The 19,809-nt window shown below is 56.6% G+C and carries 13 protein-coding genes; 4 read left to right on the top strand and 9 right to left on the bottom strand.

Annotated elements, in window-relative coordinates:
* Positions 1-30: 30 nt before the first annotated feature.
* From B2A78_RS17105 to B2A78_RS17085, 5 genes are all read right to left on the bottom strand, one after another.
* Entirely contained in the window at positions 31-498 is a 468-nt protein-coding gene (locus B2A78_RS17105; protein WP_077731232.1) for an FKBP-type peptidyl-prolyl cis-trans isomerase, read from the bottom strand.
* A 518-nt stretch (positions 499-1,016) separates the two neighbouring features.
* Positions 1,017-2,738 (bottom strand): ABC transporter ATP-binding protein, encoded by a 1,722-nt coding sequence (locus tag B2A78_RS17100; RefSeq protein ID WP_240502571.1) that lies wholly within the window; start codon positions 2,736-2,738, stop codon positions 1,017-1,019.
* A 430-nt stretch (positions 2,739-3,168) separates the two neighbouring features.
* Positions 3,169-3,354 carry a hypothetical protein gene (locus tag B2A78_RS17095; protein WP_077731230.1) on the bottom strand — a complete coding sequence of 62 codons (186 nt, stop codon included), beginning with the start codon at positions 3,352-3,354 and terminating at the stop codon, positions 3,169-3,171.
* A 173-nt stretch (positions 3,355-3,527) separates the two neighbouring features.
* Positions 3,528-4,232 carry an endonuclease/exonuclease/phosphatase family protein gene (locus B2A78_RS17090; RefSeq protein WP_077731229.1) on the bottom strand — a complete coding sequence of 235 codons (705 nt, stop codon included), beginning with the start codon at positions 4,230-4,232 and terminating at the stop codon, positions 3,528-3,530.
* 10 nt (positions 4,233-4,242) lie between these two features.
* Positions 4,243-6,315 carry a VTT domain-containing protein gene (locus B2A78_RS17085; protein ID WP_168175467.1) on the bottom strand — a complete coding sequence of 691 codons (2,073 nt, stop codon included), beginning with the start codon at positions 6,313-6,315 and terminating at the stop codon, positions 4,243-4,245.
* A gap of 861 nt (positions 6,316-7,176) precedes the next feature.
* Between B2A78_RS17085 and B2A78_RS17075 the strand changes: the two genes are divergently transcribed.
* Positions 7,177-7,791: a response regulator gene (locus tag B2A78_RS17075; RefSeq protein WP_166642602.1), complete on the top strand. Its 615-nt coding sequence runs from the start codon at positions 7,177-7,179 to the stop codon at positions 7,789-7,791.
* Between the two features lie 798 nt (positions 7,792-8,589).
* The gene (locus tag B2A78_RS17070) at positions 8,590-11,007 is read left to right on the top strand and encodes a PAS domain S-box protein (RefSeq protein ID WP_168175466.1); all 2,418 of its coding nucleotides are present in this window, start codon (positions 8,590-8,592) and stop codon (positions 11,005-11,007) included.
* Here B2A78_RS17070 and odhB read toward each other — a convergent pair.
* Both odhB and B2A78_RS17060 read right to left on the bottom strand, forming a co-directional pair.
* Positions 10,993-12,243, bottom strand: a complete 1,251-nt coding sequence (odhB, locus tag B2A78_RS17065; protein ID WP_077731224.1) for a 2-oxoglutarate dehydrogenase complex dihydrolipoyllysine-residue succinyltransferase — start codon at positions 12,241-12,243, stop codon at positions 10,993-10,995. The two genes, B2A78_RS17070 and odhB, sit on opposite strands and share 15 nt — an antisense overlap.
* Entirely contained in the window at positions 12,218-15,070 is a 2,853-nt protein-coding gene (locus tag B2A78_RS17060; RefSeq protein WP_077731223.1) for a 2-oxoglutarate dehydrogenase E1 component, read from the bottom strand. Before B2A78_RS17060 ends, odhB begins: the two co-directional genes overlap by 26 nt.
* Positions 15,071-15,771: 701 nt before the next feature.
* Between B2A78_RS17060 and B2A78_RS17055 the strand changes: the two genes are divergently transcribed.
* Entirely contained in the window at positions 15,772-16,977 is a 1,206-nt protein-coding gene (locus tag B2A78_RS17055) for an HDOD domain-containing protein (protein ID WP_077731222.1), read from the top strand.
* Between the two features lie 125 nt (positions 16,978-17,102).
* On the top strand, positions 17,103-18,104 hold the full coding sequence (gene moaA, locus B2A78_RS17050) for a GTP 3',8-cyclase MoaA (protein ID WP_077731221.1): 1,002 nt from the start codon (positions 17,103-17,105) through the stop codon (positions 18,102-18,104).
* A gap of 544 nt (positions 18,105-18,648) precedes the next feature.
* Here the strand turns inward: moaA and B2A78_RS17045 are convergent.
* Positions 18,649-18,855 carry a DUF6494 family protein gene (locus tag B2A78_RS17045; RefSeq protein WP_077731220.1) on the bottom strand — a complete coding sequence of 69 codons (207 nt, stop codon included), beginning with the start codon at positions 18,853-18,855 and terminating at the stop codon, positions 18,649-18,651.
* A gap of 224 nt (positions 18,856-19,079) precedes the next feature.
* The gene (locus tag B2A78_RS17040) at positions 19,080-19,760 is read right to left on the bottom strand and encodes an NnrU family protein (protein ID WP_077731219.1); all 681 of its coding nucleotides are present in this window, start codon (positions 19,758-19,760) and stop codon (positions 19,080-19,082) included.
* Between the last annotated feature and the right edge of the window lie 49 nt (positions 19,761-19,809).

Here is a 19,809-nt window from a genome sequence, read left to right as displayed (position 1 = left end):
AACCGCATCCGGTTGCGCAGTCAGATCCGATTAAGGATTAACCTTTACCAGTTCCACATCGAAGATCAGAGCCGCGTTTGGCGGAATCACGCGGCCTGCGCCACGTTCGCCGTAGGCCAGTTCAGGGGGGATGAAAAAGCGGTATTTGGCGCCTTCCTTCATGAGTTGCAAACCTTCGGTCCAGCCGCGAATAACCCCGTTCAAAGGAAAACTCACGTTTTCGCCGCTGTCGAATTCCTGGCCCGAGATCAGGCTGCCGCGATAGTTAACGGTTACGGTGTCGGTGGCCTTCGGTGAAAGGCCGTTGCCCTCGCTAAGGATCTGGTACTGCAACCCGCTCGCGGTACTCAAGATGCCGGGCTTTTTCTCGTTGTCGACCAAAAATTTCAAGCTTTCCCGCTTGTGTTTTTCTGCATCGGCAGACGGCGAAGGGGTGCAGCCGGACAGCCCGAATATGACAAGAGCAACTGCTCGGGCAAAAGATCCGAGTTTCTTCATAGTGTTTACACTCCATTTTAGGTTTGATGTGCGAACCGGATGCCGTGTTGGGCGCCTCGAAAAAACTACTTGCGGCCCGAGTCCAAGACGTCCGGACAAATCCGCCGAAAGCGACCATTCCGCAGGGAGCGGAATGAGACGAACCGCGTTCGTCCGAAGGGCAAAGTCCACGGAAGGACATTGCCAATTTGGACTGCCAATGGCAGGCCCCGTTAAGGGCGGCTCCCACGGATGGGAGCCGCGACACAGGAACCGGAGTGTACATGGAGTACATGAGGATTCCGCAGTCCTGTGCGGCGTACGTCCCTGTGCCGCAGGACTGTCCGAGCACGCGCAACACAGCAATCGGGCCGCAAGTAGGTTCTTCGAGGCGCACTGTCGCACGGGCTCCAATGCGCGGCATATTGTCGGACAAGAAAAAAAGCCGAGTCCGAATAGCAGCTCGAATCATCGAGCGAACCACGTTTTTACTCGGCTGGGCCTGCTTCTGCAAGAGTGGCGTCAAGTAAACAGTCTCGCTACTGCGCTGCATAACGCGAGAGATCTGTGCTCGTATCGGGAAGAAAACCCCCTGCCTGCATGGTCCACAATTTGTGGTAAAAGCCTTTTGCTGCAAGCAATTCCCGGTGATTCCCGTCCTCGACGATGCGGCCTCGGTCGAAGACCAGGATACGGTCGAGATGCGCGATCGTGGATAAGCGGTGGGCGACGACGATGACCGTTTTTTGGCCCATTAGCCGATCGAGATTGTCCTGAATCGCCTTTTCCGTTATCGAATCGAGACTGGACGTAGCCTCGTCGAGTATCAAAATCGGCGCGTCTTTGACCATGACCCGGGCAATTGCGATACGTTGCCGCTGGCCGCCGGACAACTTGACGCCGCGTTCGCCCACCAGGGAGTCGTAGCCGTCTTTCATGCCGTCGATGAACTCGTCGGCGCGCGCCATTCGCGCTGCGGCGGCGATTTCGGCATCTTCGGCGTCCGGCCGTCCGTAACGTATATTTTCCCGCAGCGAACGATGGAATAGGCTGGGATCTTGGGGAATCAGACTGACTTGCTCGTGAAGCGAGTCCTGGGTTACGTGAGCGATGTCGGTGCCGTCGATCAGGATCTGACCGCCTTGAGGTTCGTAGTAGCGGAGGATCAGCCCGACGAAGCTGGATTTTCCGGAGCCCGAGAATCCGACCAGGCCGACCCGCTGACCGGGCTCGATGACGACGCTCAACCCGTCGAATACCCACTGTCCCGGCACATAGCCGAACCGGACATCGCGGAATTCGATCCGTCCGCGCGTTATTCGCAATGGTTGTGCCTTTGGCGTATCGACGATGTCATGGGGTCTGACGATGGTGGTGACGCCGTTGCCGACATTGCCCACATATTCGAAGAACTCCAGAAAGCGGCGGCTGAGATTGCGGGCATCACCGATGATCAGAAGCGCCAGTCCGGCGCTCATCGCGAAGTCGCCGACCCCGATCAGACCTTGGTCCCAGAGCCTCAAGGCGAAGTATATCGTGCCTACCTTCAAGGCAGCCGCGGATATGAACTGAAACCAGCGCACCCGCTCCATGTACCAGAAAGTCCGGCGCCCGGCTTTGACCTCCGTTTCGAGATAACGGTCGAGATAATCCCGCTCGTGACGCAGTCGGGCGAACAATTTGACATTCAGGATATTAGTCACGGAGTCGACGATTTTGCCGTTCACTTGGCTGCGGGTTTCGGCATAAGCCTGAGCGTAAGGACGGCAGCGTTTGGCCAGCCAGAACGATACGCCTACGTAGACCAGCACCCAGGCCGCTACGAACCATCCGAGATTATCGTGAGTTCTCAGCAGCAACGCGACGGACACGGCGAATACGACTCCGACCGGCCAGAAATCGAAGAGAATCGCCCAAGCGGTATGATTGACGCTCATGGCGGTTTCGGTGATCCGGTGCGCGAGTGCGCCGGCAAAATGCCCGCTGAAATACCGGACGGAATGGTGCTGCAGGTAGGCGTACAGTATTTGCGTTGTCCTTTTGCGCAAGCGCGGTCCCACCATGATCAGACAGGCGCCGCTGGCCCGGCTGAACAGGATTTCGGCGATATTCAATGCGGCGAAAAGCATCAAGGGCGTTTTCAAGCGCTCCGTCAAGGGAATCGAATCACCGCTTGCCTCGGTCACGCCATCGATGATTTGCCCGATGGCGTAGGGTACGAGGATGTTGCTCATGGCCTGTCCCGTTTCCAGAATCAGCATCAGCAGAAACCATCCACGAAACCCTGCCATACAGTGAATAATGAAGCGAACGCTGGTATTCGGCAGAGCGGGGGCGTCAGTTGCGCGTTTAAAAGCGAACCTTGTCGAATCGTTCATGATGAAGGCAGTGTGTTTGGGGAAACGGTGGCGGCGGTCAGTTTCAGGGCGACTCAGGCGCTATCTATCCGCACGAGCCCGGAAAATCTCGTCGATTACTGCTTTTGGGGCAAGAGGACAACTCTGTCGCGAAAGTCGCAAGACAGGCGTTGTTGACGACATGAGCGGCGGGCGGACTACGCCCGCGTCTGTGGTTAGCTTCGTTGCCCGAACGGATCGGGCAACGAAGCGAGGCGGAGCCTCGGGTCCTCGGGATTATAGGGATAGCCGAAATGCTCGGACGAGTGGGGTCGCGTCAATCCGTAAGCATTCGCTAACGGGCTTGCGCGTGGAAGCCAGACTCGAAGCCGATCGAATGGGGGCGTTCATAGCGGTCTTCGTTGTCTGCATCCATTTCGTCATCGGGTTGAATCCGGATATCCAGCCTATCAACATCGTCTGCCCATTTGTCTAAAAGCGCTGGCAGACTCTTCCTCAAATAGTCTCCTTTGATTCTCATGGTACTTTCCTTATTTTGAGTGAGTTTGCGAATTAAGTCCTGCACCTCGGCAAAGCCTCGGTAGTCAATTTATAAAAAAATTCAAGTCGCAGGTAAATCAGAATTCCTTATGAATATCGAGTTATAGATAAGTAACTATGAGTCATTCCTGAGACAGTGAACGTAAAAAAACCTTACGGATTCGAGCTCGAATCCGCCGGTTTCAGTACTGCCCGCAAGGGCAGATGATCGGAGGTTTCGCGTGCCAGAGGCGTTGAGTATGCCGCAATGTCCGCAAGAAGCTCGCGGGGTTTGACCCAAATTCGGTCGAGAGGGAACAGAGGAAATATGGACGGGTAAGTGGCGATATCGGGTATGTGTCCGAAATGGTTGCGCAGCCAGCGAAAAGGCCTTCCCCATAGAAACCACTCATTCAGATCGCCGAAGAGAAGCGCGGGCGGCGGGGCATCGGCCAGTATGCTCAGAAGCCGGGTCATTTGTTTCCGCCGCTCGCCGGGAAACAATCCCAAATGAGTCCCGATCGCGCGAAGAGGCCCGCAAGGACTGTCGACCGACAAATCGATCGCTGCACGGGGTTCCCGGTGCGGTATGCTGAGATCGACACGCCTAATGTTACGAACCGGCAGCCGGGTAAGGATGGCGTTGCCGTAGTGCCCGTTGCGGCGGAGCAGCGTCGGGCCCGGAACGGCCCGGTAGTGCAGACGGGAGGCGAAATGCTGAAGCAGGTCGAGAGCGACTTCAGGCTCCCATTGCAGTTCCTGGAGCGCGATGAGGTCGGCATCGAGTTCCCGAATGATGGTCAGGACTCTCTCCGGATCGTAACGTCCGTCTCGTCCGATGCAGTCGTGAACATTGTAAGTTGCAACGACTAACGACATGCCGGACCCGTTACCCGATCGAGCCGCCGGCGCATGCCGTGTTTTCCGCTTCGCGCCGACGCAGCCATCGGTGCGTAGCGAATGCGGCAGCCCCGATAATGGCGGCGGCGGCGACGAGCAAGGCGATATTGATCGGACTCGGGTGATGGACCGCAGCAGCCAAGCGATCCGAAAAAACCGTGATGGCCATGGCGCCGGGGACCATCCCAAAGATCGTTCCCAATAGAAAGTCGCGGAAACGGATATGGGAGGCTCCCGCAACTAAATTGACCACGGTGAACGGCGCGACGGGTATCAACCGGACCGTAAGCATGGCCAGCAAGCCACGATGACGCAGCCAGCGGCTGAGCGTATTGAGTCGGGCGCCGCCCAGTCGCCGCACGATATCTCGACCGAAAACGTGGCCGAGCGCAAAGGTGAGAGAGGCACCTACCAGCGACCCGAGAATCGCATAAACAAAACCCGTGATAGGACCGAACACAACTGCCGTCGTGAAGATCACCAATGTGATCGGTATCGCTGTTATAGCGGCAAGTATATAGGCGCCGATGACCCATACCGGCGTTGCCGGAGTCCGTTGCAGTGTGCGTCCGACATTGATCAGCGTCTCCTTGTCGAGCCATTCGTGCAGTGGCCCCCAGCGCCACGCGGCCGCAAGCGCCCCGATAGCTGCGAGCAGGCTGAGGGTGGCGGTAATCCGTTTGCGGGCGGAAGGCCGGTGTTCCACGGGGATGAGTTCGTCGATCAATCGATCGGGATCGATGGGCGCTTCCGGATCGACTACGCTGGCCTGGGGTAGAAGGGCATCGGCCTCGGGCGATACTTCGCCTTCAAGGTGCCGAAGCGTGTGCGGGTTTCCCCGTAAGCTTTCTATGGCGACAATCAGCGAGCCCGCCTGTCTGATAGCCAGTTCCATTCGATCCGTTCCGACGCCCAAATGCTCGGCCAGCAAGCGATTTCTTAAACCTGTAATCGCTTTTGCCGTATTTGGCTCGGTCGCTTCGATGGCAAGATTGCATTCCGTGTCCAGCCCCATCGAGCGATTGTTAAGATTCGCCGAGCCGACGAGCGCAAGGCGGTCGTCCACCACCATCAGTTTGGAATGTACGTTGATGCACTGATCGTTCAGCCCATCGCAGTCGGGATAATAGATCCGGAACTTGCCATGTCGGTCGGCTGCGCGAAGGCGGCGAAGCAATCGAGCCCGCAAGACTTCCATTGTCGTTTGCTCGAGCCAACCGCCGCCGGTCAGTCGCGATACGACGACGATCTCCGGCGGATTCGGCTCACGAAGTCTCAATTCGAGCAGAGCGCCGACCGAAGAAGCCGTCAGATACTGGTTCTCGATATAAATCGTGTTCTTCGCTGACCGGATTGCATCGACGTACAGTTCCCTGAGTTCGAGAATTTCGACACCGCCGTTGAACCGTGGGACCGTTCGGACGATTGCGACATCGACATCGCTGATGTCCGGGACGATCGACGGGGGCCAGGGATCGGTTCCGGCATCGCTGTCGGCACGGAGTTGGTTGCCTGTCGCATTGCGCCAGCGCTCACGGGCTAACATGCCGAGCGCCGCAGCTGCTTCTCCGTCCACCATCATCTGCACATCGTGGACCGGGGCGTAGGCTTGGCCGTTGGATCTTCGACGGTAGGGGGCGTTGGGTTCATGGTCCGGCGTATCCCAACGTTCCTGGGCGAGATCCATGCCACCGACAAAGGCCACGGCGTCATCGATCACGACGATTTTCTGGTGGTGCGAGGCACCGACCGGATGCCGGCCATCCAGATAAAAGTGAAGGTGCCGATGTCTTTGCCAGCCAAGCGTGTAAATCGGCAGGACTTCGCGGCCGGGTGCATAAAGCATTGCGAAGTCCCAATTCAAAATATAGACATCCAATCCGCGGCGGTCTTCGATAAGCGCTTTCAGAAAGTCGCCGAGCTGGATCGGAAATCCATCGCTGACGCCGTCTTGGGCTAACTTGGTTCGGCTGTCGATATCCCAGCCGATGATGAAAATAGATCGCTGAGCACGAGTCGCTGCCGCTCGCAAGGCCGGAAAATACGCCGAGCTGTCGATCAAAAATGAAGCTCGACGGGCGCGGGCAATTCGCCAACAGTTGCGTCCAGGTTGCAGTATGCGGTTCTCGCCTTCTCGTTGGGCATCGAAATTCCTCATTCTTGTCCCTTGGTGGTGATCTAAAGGCATTGAAAATTGCCGGAGCAAGTCTGACGGCTTGTATGATCGAGATCGCGGAAACAACGGTCGAATCTCTTTTTAGAGTGTTTGACAAGCTCTAGCCCGCATTTCTCACACCCTTTCGTTGCGAGGGCGTCGAGACGATGCTGTGGGCGCAGCATGGACCGAGCGACGGCGAAGGCGTAGCCGGCACATCAGGCTGTAGGATGTGCCGACGAAGGAAGGGGTGCGACTAAAGCAACCGTTTGCGATTGGAAGGGCGGCTCCGGTGCTCCAGGAGGATTGGAAGGGTCGCGACTAAAGCGACCGTTTGCGATTGGAAGGGGCCGATTAAAGGCCCGTTTGCGATTGGAGGAGTGTGAGAAATGCGGGTTAGCGGCTAGCTCTCCAAACAATGCGGATTCGCTTGTCTAAACGAGAGGGGGCGGGTTCAATTCGGCGTTGCTGTAGCCGTTTGCGAGGTGCGGGATGGGTTGATCGCTAAGATGAATGTCCTTCGCTTCGGAAAAACGATCCGCTGTCTCATCGTGATGCAGCTTGTCATTCTTACGAATATGGTCTCTCGAAACCGATATAGACGTAAGCCTAGGTTTACAAAGCTGTATTTGGGGAGATAGGATAACGTATTCATCGATCATATTTCGGGCCGGTTTGGCTGCATATTCGTATATACAAATGCATGACCTTCATGGAAAATACCGACCGCATACCCTCGAAACCATACTAATTGGAAAGGCGTTAGATATGGCTGTTAATGGACTAACAGTTTTCATCGTCGACGATGACCCCGACGTGTGCGATGCCTTGGCAGCGCTACTGAGGGCTGAGGGATTTGTTGTTGAAACCTACCTGTCCGGGCCTGATTTCCTGGCTTCGGTGAAGCCCGAGCAACAAGGATGCCTCATTCTGGATATCAATCTCCCGCAAATTTCCGGGTTGGATTTGCAACAGATCCTTACTGAGAGGGGATTTAACCTTCCTATCATTTTTCTGACGGGATTTGGCGACGTGCCCAAATCGACAGCAGCCTTCAAGGGTGGAGCCGTAGATTTTCTTGAAAAGCCCGTCGATGCCGACGTCCTGATACCGGCGATAAGAAACGCACTCGCTCTCAGTTATCAGCGTTACGAAGAAAAGTCGCGTCAGCACGAGCTTGATGCTCTATACGCTAATCTGACACCGCGTGAAAAGGAAATTTTGGTGTACCTAGCACGTGGCTATTCGGCCAAACAGGTCGGCAAGGCATTGGGCATCAGTCATCGTACCGCTGAAATCCACCGTGCCCGCATTATGGAGAAGCTGGGCGTTCAGTCACTCGCCGATCTCGTGGCACTCGCGATTCAGATGGGAATCCGTTAATCGTCACGACGAGATTTGACCGGGCGAGCCATACTTGGGCTGAGTTGGTACGGTTTGTAGCGGGTTGATGACTGTCGTTTGGCACGACAGCGTTGGCTTGTGTCGCCGCTTGGGAACCAAAGCTTGTCGCCTATTTGCGAAACCTAGAAGCGTTGCGCTCCAGAATCAGTTCCGGCGTCGGTTAACCGAACGTCACCATCAGGAGCCTATTCCAGTAGGCCATAGAAACCCTTTGACAAGCTTCGAGCGAACGGCTTATTCCATTCGGCATTCGAGTGAACATTACGTAGGGTGGGTTAGCGGAGCGTAACCCACCGATTCGAGGTCGCTCGATGGGTTACGGCCTCGCGGCCTAACCCACCCTACAAAAATTAATGCCTTATTGAAAGCGATTTGGAATTACTGGCATAGGCCGTAAATTCCTCTTGGTTCTGCGTCACGGGTCCTTTTGGTAGCAGATAAGGCAGAGAGCGTAATCCAGACATACGTAAGAGTACGTACATTCGAATCGGCGTTAGACATCGTACTCTACGGCCACAGAGCGTTCAGGTCTTTCATATGAGCCGAATGTTCCAATAAACTCGGCGTGACTGAACGAATCGTTCTTATCTTCGAAATATAAGCTACCGATCGTCGCAGCCTGACCGCAGTGCCGCGATGGCCGTTAGTCAATCTGTAGCTGATACAAATACGTAGGAGCTTTTATCGTCCATTCCGTCATCGTATTCGGGTTGGGATGGATAAATGTGCTTAGGACTTGGCAAGTGTTGCCCGGGGTTATCGGAACGGAGGTCAGGCGTGTCCAGCTTCAATAAATCCAGCGAGACGTTGAAGCCCAGGAATGCATTCGCCGTTCTTAAGCCCTATATTGCCGCGCTCGCCTCTCTGATGGTTATCCTAGGGTTGATCGCCGCGACCCATGCGATGAACCGACCGGCTCCGATCAGCCTATTGCTGCTAATTCCGGTTGCCGTGGGTGCCTTCCTAGGCGGATTCGGCGCCGGGATATTGGCGCTGATTCTCGGGCTGGCAGCGGATCATTTTCTTTTCGGAGAATCCGCTTTCGGCATCCAGCGACTTTTTCCCTATATGGATGAACAGGTTCGGCTCGTATTTTTCGTAGCCGAGGGGCTGTTGCTGAGCGGGATCGGTCACTGGCACCGGCTTTCCAGATTCCAAGCCCACGAGTCTGCGCGCCGCCAACAAATGCTGGAGCAAGAAATCGTGCGTCGCCGGAAATTGGAGGAGTCGGTGGTGCGCAGCCAGCGTGCCGTCAAATCGCAACTTGCAGAAATCGAGGGTATTTATGCCACGGCGCCGGTAGGTCTCTGCTTTCTCGACCGGGATCTGCGCTTTGTCCGAATTAATCGTCGGCTTGCCGAAATTCATGGAGTTCCCGTGGAAGCACATATCGGGCGGGACATACAGGAGGTGGTACCGGAGGTCGGTCGAGCAATCATTCCCTTACTGCGGCGGGTGATCGTATCGGGCGAGCCGATTCTGGAAAAAGAGATTTCAGGGACAACGCCGAACAGTTCTCAAACACAGCGGGTTCTGCTGGCGAGTTTTTTTCCGATAAAAGAAAACGATGGCTTTGTGTCCGGCGTAAATGTTGCCGTTAAAGATATCACCGGGCAAAAGCGCTTCGAGGACACGCTAAGGGAAAGCGAAGAAAGATACCGGCTTCTCGCGGAGGTGTCTCCTCTCGTGATCTGGACGGCTGCGCCGGATGGCACTTTGGTCTACGCAAGTCATCATTGGCTCGAGTACAGTGGTTTGACCTTGGAACAGAGTCGTGGGCAGGGATGGACGTCGGTATTGCACCCCGAAGATCGCGAGCGAGTATTCACCGAGCAGCCGGAGGCGCTAAGAAAAAAGCTCCCTTACGAGACAGAACTCAGATTCCGCTGTCATCGGACCGGAGAGTATCGCTGGCATCTCATCCGCGCTTTGCCGCTTTGCGACGAACGCGGCGAGGTCCGCCAGTGGGTGGGTATCGCTATGGATATCCATCAAATGAAATGCGGTGAGAAAGCATGGAGGGACGGTCAAGCACGCCTGCTGCTGGCCCTCGAAGCCGGCCGCATGGCGGTGTGGGAGCGTGATTCGTCGAGCGGCGGAATAACGTGGCTGGACCCGACGGATATGCATTCAGCTATCGGTTTCGAGAACCAATTTCTGGCCTGGGTACGGGATATCGCGGAACGGAACTTGCCCTCGGTTCCCGAGAGCGGCGATCAGCCCGCCGAGAGCTATAGCCAGGAATTCCACATTGTCTCGCCGGATGGACAATCGAACTGGGTCGAAGCGCGGGGACAGCATGTTTTGGGCAACCGGGAGAGCGGCCGGAGACTGGTTGGCGTTCTTTCCAATGTTACCGACCGGAAACGCGCGGAAGAGAGCTTGCGTCACGTCAAGGAGGTTGAAGAAGCACTGCGCGAGGCCGATCGAAGAAAGGACGAGTTCATTGCCCTCTTGGCTCACGAACTCCGGAATCCGCTCGCGCCGATTTTGACTTCGGCGCAATTATTGAAACGGCGTGGCTCGGAACGGCCGGAATTGCTCGAATCGGCTACCGATAGCATCGAGCGCCAGGTTAAATATTTGACTCGGCTGATCAACGATCTTTTGGATATATCGCGGGTCGCGAGGGGCAAGTTACAGCTGAGTTTTGAAGTCACCGATATGGCTTCGGTGATCGCCCATGCTATCGAAGTCTGTCGGCCGGTGATCGAAAAGAACCAGCAGGAGTTGGTGCATAGTGCAGCCGGCCAGCCGATTTATCTTTGGGGCGACCCGGCACGGCTCTCGCAGATCATCGCCAATCTATTGATGAACGCCGCAAAATTTACGCCTGTAAAAGGCCGGATAGAGTTGGCGATGAAGCAGACGGGACGGGAAATCTCGATTAAGGTGAGAGACAACGGCATCGGGATTGAGCCGGACGCGCTCGAACATATCTTCGAACCCTTCGTTCAGTTCGAACGGCCGCTGCATAGTGGCCATAGCGGACTCGGTGTCGGCTTGGCTCTCGTAAAAAGCCTGGTGGAGATGCATGGCGGTAAAATTTCGGTGGCTAGCGCCGGCAAAGATCAGGGCGCCGAATTTTCGATTCGATTGCCTTTGTTCGACCAATCGTCCGGGCGAAAACCAGATCGGACCGAGGCCGAGGACGAGGCGCAGCCTATTAAAGCCTTAGCTTCAGATCTTCAGTAGCAATCTGACCGGATCTTCCAGCAGTTCCTTTAACGTGAACAGAAAAGTCACGGCTTCGCGGCCGTCGATGATGCGATGATCGTAGGAAAGGGCCAGGTAGATCATCGGTCGAATCACGATCTGTCCGTCCTCGACCACTGGCCGGTCCTTGATGACGTGCATGCCGAGAATGGCGCTCTGCGGCGGATTGAGGATCGGGGTCGAGAGCATCGATCCGAAAATGCCGCCGTTGGTGATGGTGAACGTGCCGCCGCTCAACTCTTCGAAGCTGAGTTTGCCGTCCCGCGCTTTTTGTGAAAAATCGATGATCGCCTTTTCGATTTCGGCGAAATTGAGACGGTCGGCGTCACGCAGGATCGGCACCACTAGCCCGCGATCGGTGGATACTGCGATGCCGATGTCGTAATAATCGTGGTAGACGATGTCGTTTCCGTCGATCGAAGCGTTGATGATCGGAAAGCGTCTGAGGCCTTCCACCGCCGCCTTGACGAAAAAGGACATGAAGCCCAGCTTGATCTTATATTCCTGCTCGAAACGTGCGCGGTGCTGATTCCGCAGGTCGAAGATCTTCTGCAGATTGACTTCGTTGAATGTGGTCAATGTTGCGGTCGTGTGTTGCGCCTCGATCATGCGCTCTGCGATGCGGGCTCGAAGCCGGGTCATCGGCACACGTCGTTCGCCCCGGCCTTCCGTCGCTCTGACCTCGGGTCTCTCCTTCGGTGCCGGCTCCGGCCTCCGAGCCGGCGCAACCGCTTCGACGGTCTTGCGTTTTTGCGATTCCAGATAATCCAGGACGTCCTGCTTGGTCAAACGGCCCTCGCGTCCCGTGCCTTTTATCTGCGCCGGATCGAGGTTATGCTCCATGATCAGCCTGCGTACCGAAGGTCCCATGGGTTGGGCGAACCTCACGGGTCTGGGTACCGCCTCGGGCACAGCCGCCGGTTCCGGCTTTGCCGGTATTTCCGGGGGCGCGGCAGTTTCGGCGACCGCGGGACGGGCCTCTGTTTCAATGACCGCCAGAAGCTCACCGCTCCCGACCACGTCACCCTTGGCGTGTCGGATTTCCTGCAGCACGCCGTTGTCCGGCACGGGAACTTCGAGGATCACCTTGTCGGTTTCCAGGTCGACGAGAGTCTCGCTTTTCTGCACCGTATCGCCCGGCTGTTTACGCCAGTCGAGCAAGGTCGCGTCGGTGATGGACTCGGGCAGATTAGGCACGGTGACTTCGATGCGCATGAACTATTCCTAAAGGCTCTTGACGGGGCACGGTTCCAAACAATGCGTCTTCGACAACTTTCTTCTGCTGCTCCAAATGCCGGTGGAATTGGCCTACGGCGGGCGCAGCAGACATCGGCCGTCCAGCATAGCTGAGGACGATGTCCTTTTCCAGCAGGCTCAGGAAGCGGTGCTTGATCTGGTGCCACGCGCCCTGATTTTCCGGTTCTTCCTGACACCAGATCAATTCTTTCATTTGGGGGTAAGCCGCCAGTTCCTGCATGAAGAGATCGTAAGGAAAGGGATAGAGCTGCTCTATGCGGATAATGGCGACGTGGTGAAGGTTTTCCTTGCGCCGAGTCTCCAGAAGATCGTAGAACACCTTGCCGGTGCAGAGGATGACGCGGGTGATCTTGGCCGGGTCATGGGCGTCGATTTCGCCGATGATGTTGCGGAAGCTTCCGTCCGACAATTCTTCCAGCCGCGACGTGGCCAATTTGTGCCGCAGCAGGCTTTTGGGCGTCATGATGATCAGCGGCTTCCGGTAAGGTCGCAGCATCTGCCGGCGCAAAAGATGAAAGATCTGAGCCGGTGTCGTCGGCACGCACACCTGAATGTTCTGTTCGGCGCATAGTTGCAGATAGCGCTCGATCCGGGCCGATGAATGTTCGGGGCCCTGGCCTTCGTAGCCGTGTGGCAGAAGCATGGTCAGTCCGCTGAGCCGTCCCCATTTGGTCTCTCCCGAGGTGATGAATTGATCGATCACAACCTGGGCATTGTTGGCGAAGTCTCCGAATTGGGCTTCCCAAATGACCAGGGTGTCAGGCTCGGAGCTGCTGTAGCCGTATTCGAACCCGAGCACGCCTTCTTCGGACAGCAGCGAGTCGTAAATGTAAAAACGCGCCTGGTTGTCGCTGAGGTTCTGAAGCGGAATATAGGTATCGCCGGAATCTTGGTCATACAGAGTTGCGTGACGATGAAAAAACGTTCCGCGTCCCACGTCTTGACCGGTCAAACGTACGGCGTAACCCTCGGTCAGCAGCGAGGCATAGGCCAGAGTTTCAGCATATCCCCAGTCGAGAGGTATTTCCCCGGCCGCCATTTTGCGCCGGCTTTCCATGATCGCCGCCGCACGCGGATGAAGGGCAAATCCCGGCGGAATGCCGATCAGTCGCTGCGACAGGTCTTGAATCGTTTTCTGTGGCAAACCTGTATCGCAGGGCAGCGTCCACTCGGTGCCGAGGTAGTGATCCCAGCGGGTTTTGTAGTAGCTCATGGCGTCGTGAACGATCGGCCGGAGGAATGTTTCGTCTTTCTTCAGACCATTTTGGTAATCCTCCTCCATGCGCTGGACGACGTCGGGGGTTACCACTCCTTCGGCGATCAATCGGTCGGCGTAAAGCTTCCGAACCGGCGGATGGTTGCGGACAAACCGGTACATCGAAGGTTGAGTCACAGCCGGTTCATCCGCCTCGTTATGCCCGTGGCGGCGATAGCAGATAAGATCGATCACCACGTCTCGCTTGAATTTCATCCGATAATCGAGAGCGAGCCGGGTGACATAGAGCACCGCTTCGGGATCGTCGCCGTTTACGTGAAAAACCGGCGCCTGAATCATGTTCGCAACATCGGTGCAATACAGCGTGGATCGGGCATCGAACGGGTTGCTGGTGGTGAAGCCGATCTGGTTATTAATGACGACATGTATGGTTCCACCCGTCGTATAAGCACGGGTTTCGGCCATGTTGAGCGTCTCCATGACGACGCCTTGCCCCGCAAAAGCGGCGTCGCCGTGAATCAGGACCGGGAGTACGGCGGTCTCGCCGTCTTCGTCCTCGCGCCGGTCCTGGCGTGCGCGCACGGAACCTTCCACGACCGGATCGATGATTTCGAGATGCGAAGGATTGAAGGCCAGGGCAAGATGCACCATGCCGCCGCCCGTTTCGATGTCCGATGAGAAGCCCATGTGATATTTCACGTCGCCTGCGCTGGCATATGGCGGTGCGTTCGGATATATGCCTTCGAACTCCTGAAATAGCGAGCTGGGCTTTTTCCCAAGGATGTTGATGAGCACATTCAGCCGCCCTCGGTGGGCCATGCCCATCACGATTTCCTTGGTTCCTTTTTCGCCTGCCCGCTGGATCAGATCGTCCAGCAGCGGAATCAGGCTTTCCGCCCCTTCGAGCGAGAACCGCTTTTGGCCCACGTACTTCCGATGCAGGTATTTTTCTATACCCTCGGCGGCGGTAAGGAGCTTCAGCATCCATTTCTTTTCCTCGGCACTGAAGTTTCCGCGGGCGCGCGTGCTTTCCAGCCGCTTTTGGATCCATCGCTTGATGTCGCTGTCGACGATATGCGTGTATTCCGCACCGACGTGTCCGCAATAGGTCTGCCGCAGCATCGAGAGAATCTCGCGCAATGGCAGCCGTTCCGGGCTTCGCAGGATGTCGATGTAAAACGGACGGTCCAGCTCATCTTCGCTCAGCTCGTAATGGGCAGGGTCCAAATCCTTCAGCGCTGCCGGGGGGGATAGCTTTAACGGGTTGTTGTCGGCGGACTGATGGCCGCGGGTTCGGTATTGATAAATCAGCCGGTCTACAGCGGATTGCTTGCGCAGCATTTCTTCCGCTTCGGATTCCCCGATTGCCGCTTTGATGACGCGGCGCTCTCTTTCGGCTGCGGGCTCCTCTCTTGTCAATTCGTGCTGGATCGACCGGAATTTCTCCCGCCAGCTTTCATCGACGGACTCGGGATCCCGCAAGAATCTCTCGTAGAGATCTTCGAGAAAACCGACGTTGTCTTCGCTGAAAGCCGATGCGTCTTTAAAGAGTTGTAAGAGCTTATTCATTAGGTTGTCTCGTGTGTCCGTCCCGTTCTTTGAGATTTTAAACGAAGGTCTTGCGCCTACCGTGTGGTGGTCAGTCCGTTTGGCCAGACTGTGGGACGCGTATACGTATGCGTATACTTAAAGACAATTTTGAGCCGAGTTTTATCTCCGATAAAGCCCGGAAAATTTCCTGCTACCAAGCTGCCGGAGGGACCGACACGGCACCGGTGCCGTCGTTTCTCGCCATTGCGGCAGTCCGTTGTTTCCGTCCACGTCCGTCACAGTCTAAGTCTACGTTATTAACCCGGCTTCTAAATTAGGCCGGGTTAATCCGGGGCGGCGATCAGCCGCGTGAGCTAGGCCTAAGCGTGTAACCGGCCTGGGCGGCGGCCCGAAAGACCAGGAGGGTATTTACGGGTCTGATCGATATTAACCCGGCCTATAAATATAGGTCGGGTTAATCCGGGGCAGGGATGCCCCGGCGCGGCGACAAGCCGCGTGAGCCCAGGCCGGGCGTGTACCGGCTTGGGCGGCGGCCCGAAATACCAGGAGGGTATTTACGGGCCTGATTAATAAATTATTCCGGAGCAGGCTAAACGACCGGTAGTCGGCCGATTTTGGTCGTCATTCCACGCGGCGACAACACGTCGAGCGCATGAAAGTTTCTTGTGCTAGCCTCTTGCTTGGTTTCATTTTGGACGAAATACGGTGGGGGAGACAGTATGTTCGATGGGTTGATCGGCCGTGTGCCCATATACACGCACACTCTCGATGTATACGGCTACGAGCTTAGCTTTTGCAGCGGTGAAGCTCTGAGCGTAGGGACCAAAGACAGCGAAGATCGGTGGACCGAAGCGGTGCGGCAGGCCGGCCAGGCGCTGGATTTGAGAGATTTGGTCGGCGATAGCCGAGCGATGCTCCGGGTGCCGTCCACTTCTTTAACCGTATGCGAAGGATTGGCCTGGCCGAAGTCCCAGGTGGTTCTGGCGGTATCGGGAGACGTCTTGAATGATAGTGCGGCGGAGGAAACCGTATCCCGCCTGGCCGACGAGGGTTTTACCATCGCGCTTCATAATCCGTCCTGCGATTTGGTCGAACTTAGGCGCGAGGCCGACTTCGTATCGATCTGCTCCCTGGATGCCAGAAAGCTGAACGGTTTTAAGATCAGTTGGACGGCCCGCCACGACCAAAATCTGCATCTTCTGGTGAGAGACATAGAAACGCCGGACGAATACGATCGTTTCCGCAAGCTGGGTTTCGATTATTACGAAGGCATGTTTTTCGAGCGGCCCCGACATTTGCGCAGTTGCGATATACCGGGAAACCGCCTGGCCGTGCTCGAACTGCTTGCGCGGCTCCAAAGTCCAAAGGTCGACGTCGCCGAGGCCGAGGCGATCATCACGCGCGATATGACCCTGAGTTATAAGCTGCTCCGATTAGTCAATGCCGCATTTTTCGGTGTGACGAAGCGGATCGACTCGATCCGCCGGGCCGTGATTTTCTTCGGCGTACAGCGGATCAAAAACTGGGCGTCGGTCATTCTGGTCAATTCCGTCGATTACCGCCCGCGCGAGTTGCTGACCACGGCACTGGTACGGGCGCGAACCTGCGAGCTGCTGGCCGAACGAATGAAACGGCCAAATACCGAGCTTTATTACATAACCGGGTTATTTTCCCTGCTGGACGCCGTCATGGACGTTCCCAAGGAGGACATTCTGCGACACTTGAACCTCGATGACCGCATCGATGAGGCGCTGCTGCATGGTAGCGGCCCGATCGGCGATGTGCTCCGCGCCGCGATTGCATTCGAGCGCGCCGAGCCCGGTGAAATTCAGGGTTGCAAGTTTGAACAGGGCGTACCGGCGAGCGCTTACGTGGAATCGATCCGCTGGGCGACGGACGTTCGAAAGGCGCTGGAGGTTTCTTAACCGGGACTTTATGAACGGAAGAAGATGGAGATGAAATCCTGAGTGATTTGCTTGGCTATTGGGCCGCCTTCGTGGGAAAATCGTGATTTAAGCTTTCGAACCTACCCGATCGGAATGACTAGACTATGGCGGCTTTACCCGCGCAATTGATAGACCGCTTCGGGCGGCGTATCAGTTACGTTCGCATTTCCATCACCGACCGCTGCGACTTTCGCTGCATTTATTGCATGAGCGAGGACATGGCTTTTTTGCCCCGCGCTCAGATCTTGACGCTCGAGGAAATCCTGGCCGTCGCCACGGCGTTCGTGGAACTCGGCGTCGAAAAGATACGCATCACGGGCGGAGAGCCCCTGGTGCGCAAGGGCGCGGTCGATCTATTGCAAGAAATCGGCAAGCTGCGGGGCTTGAGAGAGCTGGTTTTGACGACCAACGGATCGCAGCTGGAAAAAACCGCATTGCTGCTGAAGTCCGCCGGAGTAAAGCGCATCAATGTCAGTCTCGATTCGCTGGATGGCGACCGGTTCCGGAAGATGACCCGGATAGGGGACTTGGATCAGGTGCTCCGCGGGATCGACGCCGCGCTGGATGCCGGTTTCGAACGACTCAAAATCAATGCCGTCGTGCTCAAGAATCGCAACCATGACGAGGTGAGCGATCTGGTCGACTATGCGATCGCCAAGAACATCGACATTAGCTTCATCGAAGAGATGCCGCTGGGCGCGGTCGATGGGCACGACCGTGCCGAGGAGTATTATTCCAGCGACGACATCAAGCGGGATCTCGACCGGCGTTTTGTCCTGCTGCCCACGCCGGAAACCACAGGCGGACCTTCCCGTTATTACCGCGTGTCCGGCACCCACACACGTGTGGGGTTCATATCCCCGCACAGCCACAATTTCTGCGGAACCTGCAACCGCGTGAGAGTGACGGCCGAAGGCCGGTTGCTGCTCTGTCTGGGCAACGAACACTCGATAGATCTGAAACGGGTCTTGCGAGCCAATCCCGGCGATATGCACAAGCTGAAACATGCGATCGTCGATTCGATGGCGATCAAGCCCGAACGGCATTATTTCGACATCAAGGCACAGCCCGTCATCTTCCGCCACATGAACGCTACCGGCGGCTGAGCCCCAATGCCGTTAAGTTAAGACGAATGACGTCACCCCGGCAGGGAAGGGTGGCTTCGGTGCTCCCGAAGACACCGTTTGCGATTGGAATGCCGGGGTCCAAAAGCCATGGACGGCAGAGGCCGATCACTTCCTTGTGCACTGGATTCATGCCGCACAGTCCCTGTGCGGCACCCTACGGGCGCTTCGTGTGCAAATCGGCCTCGCCACGCTACGCCGTCCCGCTTCGCTCGCGAGTCCGGGGCAGTCCTTCCCTGGCCTGCCCGCTCGCCGCATTGCGCCTCGCCCTGCCGATTTGTCCGGCACAAATTTGCCAGGAGCAAATTTGGACGTGCGGAGCACGGTCCGTAGGACGAACCCCAGGGATGGGGTGAGCAATCCCTGCCGGAATGACGGCTTAACTTAATAGCATTGCGGCTGAGCCCGCCGTCGAGGGGCGGCGCGCTAGAGCGTTTTTCATCGCTTTATAGCGGCGTGGACGGGGACACCGCCCGTACCCATTCGTAGGTCGGCAATCCTTTGCCGACGAACGTGTTTGAAGGGACTACTCCAGAGCGATCTCGCCGTCTATGACGTGATGGATGTTCAGGGCCGGAACTTCCAAGGTCATCTTGACGGCGAATTTCTCGTTTCCGACGAGCTTGCCGGCTTGCAGCGCGTCGTGCACGGCCAGCTCGATCTCCCGCTGCGAAGTCACACCGACCTTTTTCAGGAACTTGCGGATGTCCATGTTGAAAGTATCGTCGTTCATTGCCGTGACTCCTAAATTTCAAGAATCTCAAGTTTCGATGCAAAATTTCGGGACTTGATCCCGGTGCTGTTATTAACCCGGCCTATCAATATAGACCGGGTTAATCCGGGGCAGGGATGCGCCCCGGCGCGGCGACCAGCCTCGTGAGCCAAGGCCTAAGCGTGTAGCGGCCTGGGCGCCGGCCCGAAATACCAGGAGGGTATTTACGGGCCAGATTAATAAACTCAGAAGAGCGGCGAAACTCCGAATAGTTTGCTGTGGAAATGCAGTATTGCGAGATAAAGCACTACGGCCAGCGTGATGCGCCACCAACCGATCTCGGTCAATTTGAGCTGATTGCGCCCTTCTCGGATGGCGTTGAAAGGTATATTGGACGTAACGGCCGTGAATTTCGCCCATTGCTCTCCGAAGTGCCTTTGACGCTTGGCGTCTATCGAGCGGGTTCCACCTATCGTTAGGATCAGCAAGGACCCGAACAGCACGAGTGCTGCGGCATCGCCGTTGGCGATCAGGTGCACGATGGCCCACAGGCCGATTCCCCAAAGAAAGGGATGACGGGTGATCCGCAGAATGCCTCGTGCCGGCTCTGCTTCAGAGAGCAGAGATTCGCCGTTTACCGCAGTCGGATTGGGTGTCGTTAAGCCGACGACAGCCAGGAAAAAAGCGACCAGCATCAAAAGCGCCGCGACGGGTTTGAACCACGCGAGCTGTCCCCAGGTTTCGATGTAAGGCGCACGGCGGTAGGCGTAAATCAGCCAGACTAGGCCGAGCAGCGAAAGGCTGGAAAAACCGATGCGGTAGATCCGCTCGCCGTATTTCTCGATCAGCCGATCCCGCCATCGGGTGCCGGCGATCAAGAAATGAATGCCGACGAAAAACAAGGCGGCAAGCGTAAGCTGGGTCATGAGGATGCTCCGGATTCGAGTTGGCTGCGGTTCATGGGTGTTTACTTAA

Origin of the sequence: Methylocaldum sp. 14B (assembly GCF_002005105.1) — a bacterium.
Lineage (GTDB): Bacteria > Pseudomonadota > Gammaproteobacteria > Methylococcales > Methylococcaceae > Methylocaldum.
This window is presented reverse-complemented; position numbering and strand designations above follow the sequence as displayed.

What these genes read in the sequence shown, in the direction of transcription:
- B2A78_RS17105 (WP_077731232.1), bottom strand. Translation starts at nt 498, where the DNA reads ATGAAGAAACTCGGATCTTTTGCCCGAGCAGTTGCTCTTGTCATATTC.
- B2A78_RS17100 (WP_240502571.1), bottom strand. Translation starts at nt 2,738, where the DNA reads ATGCTGATTCTGGAAACGGGACAGGCCATGAGCAACATCCTCGTACCC.
- B2A78_RS17095 (WP_077731230.1), bottom strand. Translation starts at nt 3,354, where the DNA reads ATGAGAATCAAAGGAGACTATTTGAGGAAGAGTCTGCCAGCGCTTTTA.
- B2A78_RS17090 (WP_077731229.1), bottom strand. Translation starts at nt 4,232, where the DNA reads ATGTCGTTAGTCGTTGCAACTTACAATGTTCACGACTGCATCGGACGA.
- B2A78_RS17075 (WP_166642602.1), top strand. Translation starts at nt 7,177, where the DNA reads ATGGCTGTTAATGGACTAACAGTTTTCATCGTCGACGATGACCCCGAC.
- odhB (WP_077731224.1), bottom strand. Translation starts at nt 12,243, where the DNA reads ATGCGCATCGAAGTCACCGTGCCTAATCTGCCCGAGTCCATCACCGAC.
- B2A78_RS17060 (WP_077731223.1), bottom strand. Translation starts at nt 15,070, where the DNA reads ATGAATAAGCTCTTACAACTCTTTAAAGACGCATCGGCTTTCAGCGAA.
- B2A78_RS17055 (WP_077731222.1), top strand. Translation starts at nt 15,772, where the DNA reads ATGTTCGATGGGTTGATCGGCCGTGTGCCCATATACACGCACACTCTC.
- moaA (WP_077731221.1), top strand. Translation starts at nt 17,103, where the DNA reads ATGGCGGCTTTACCCGCGCAATTGATAGACCGCTTCGGGCGGCGTATC.
- B2A78_RS17045 (WP_077731220.1), bottom strand. Translation starts at nt 18,855, where the DNA reads ATGAACGACGATACTTTCAACATGGACATCCGCAAGTTCCTGAAAAAG.
- B2A78_RS17040 (WP_077731219.1), bottom strand. Translation starts at nt 19,760, where the DNA reads ATGACCCAGCTTACGCTTGCCGCCTTGTTTTTCGTCGGCATTCATTTC.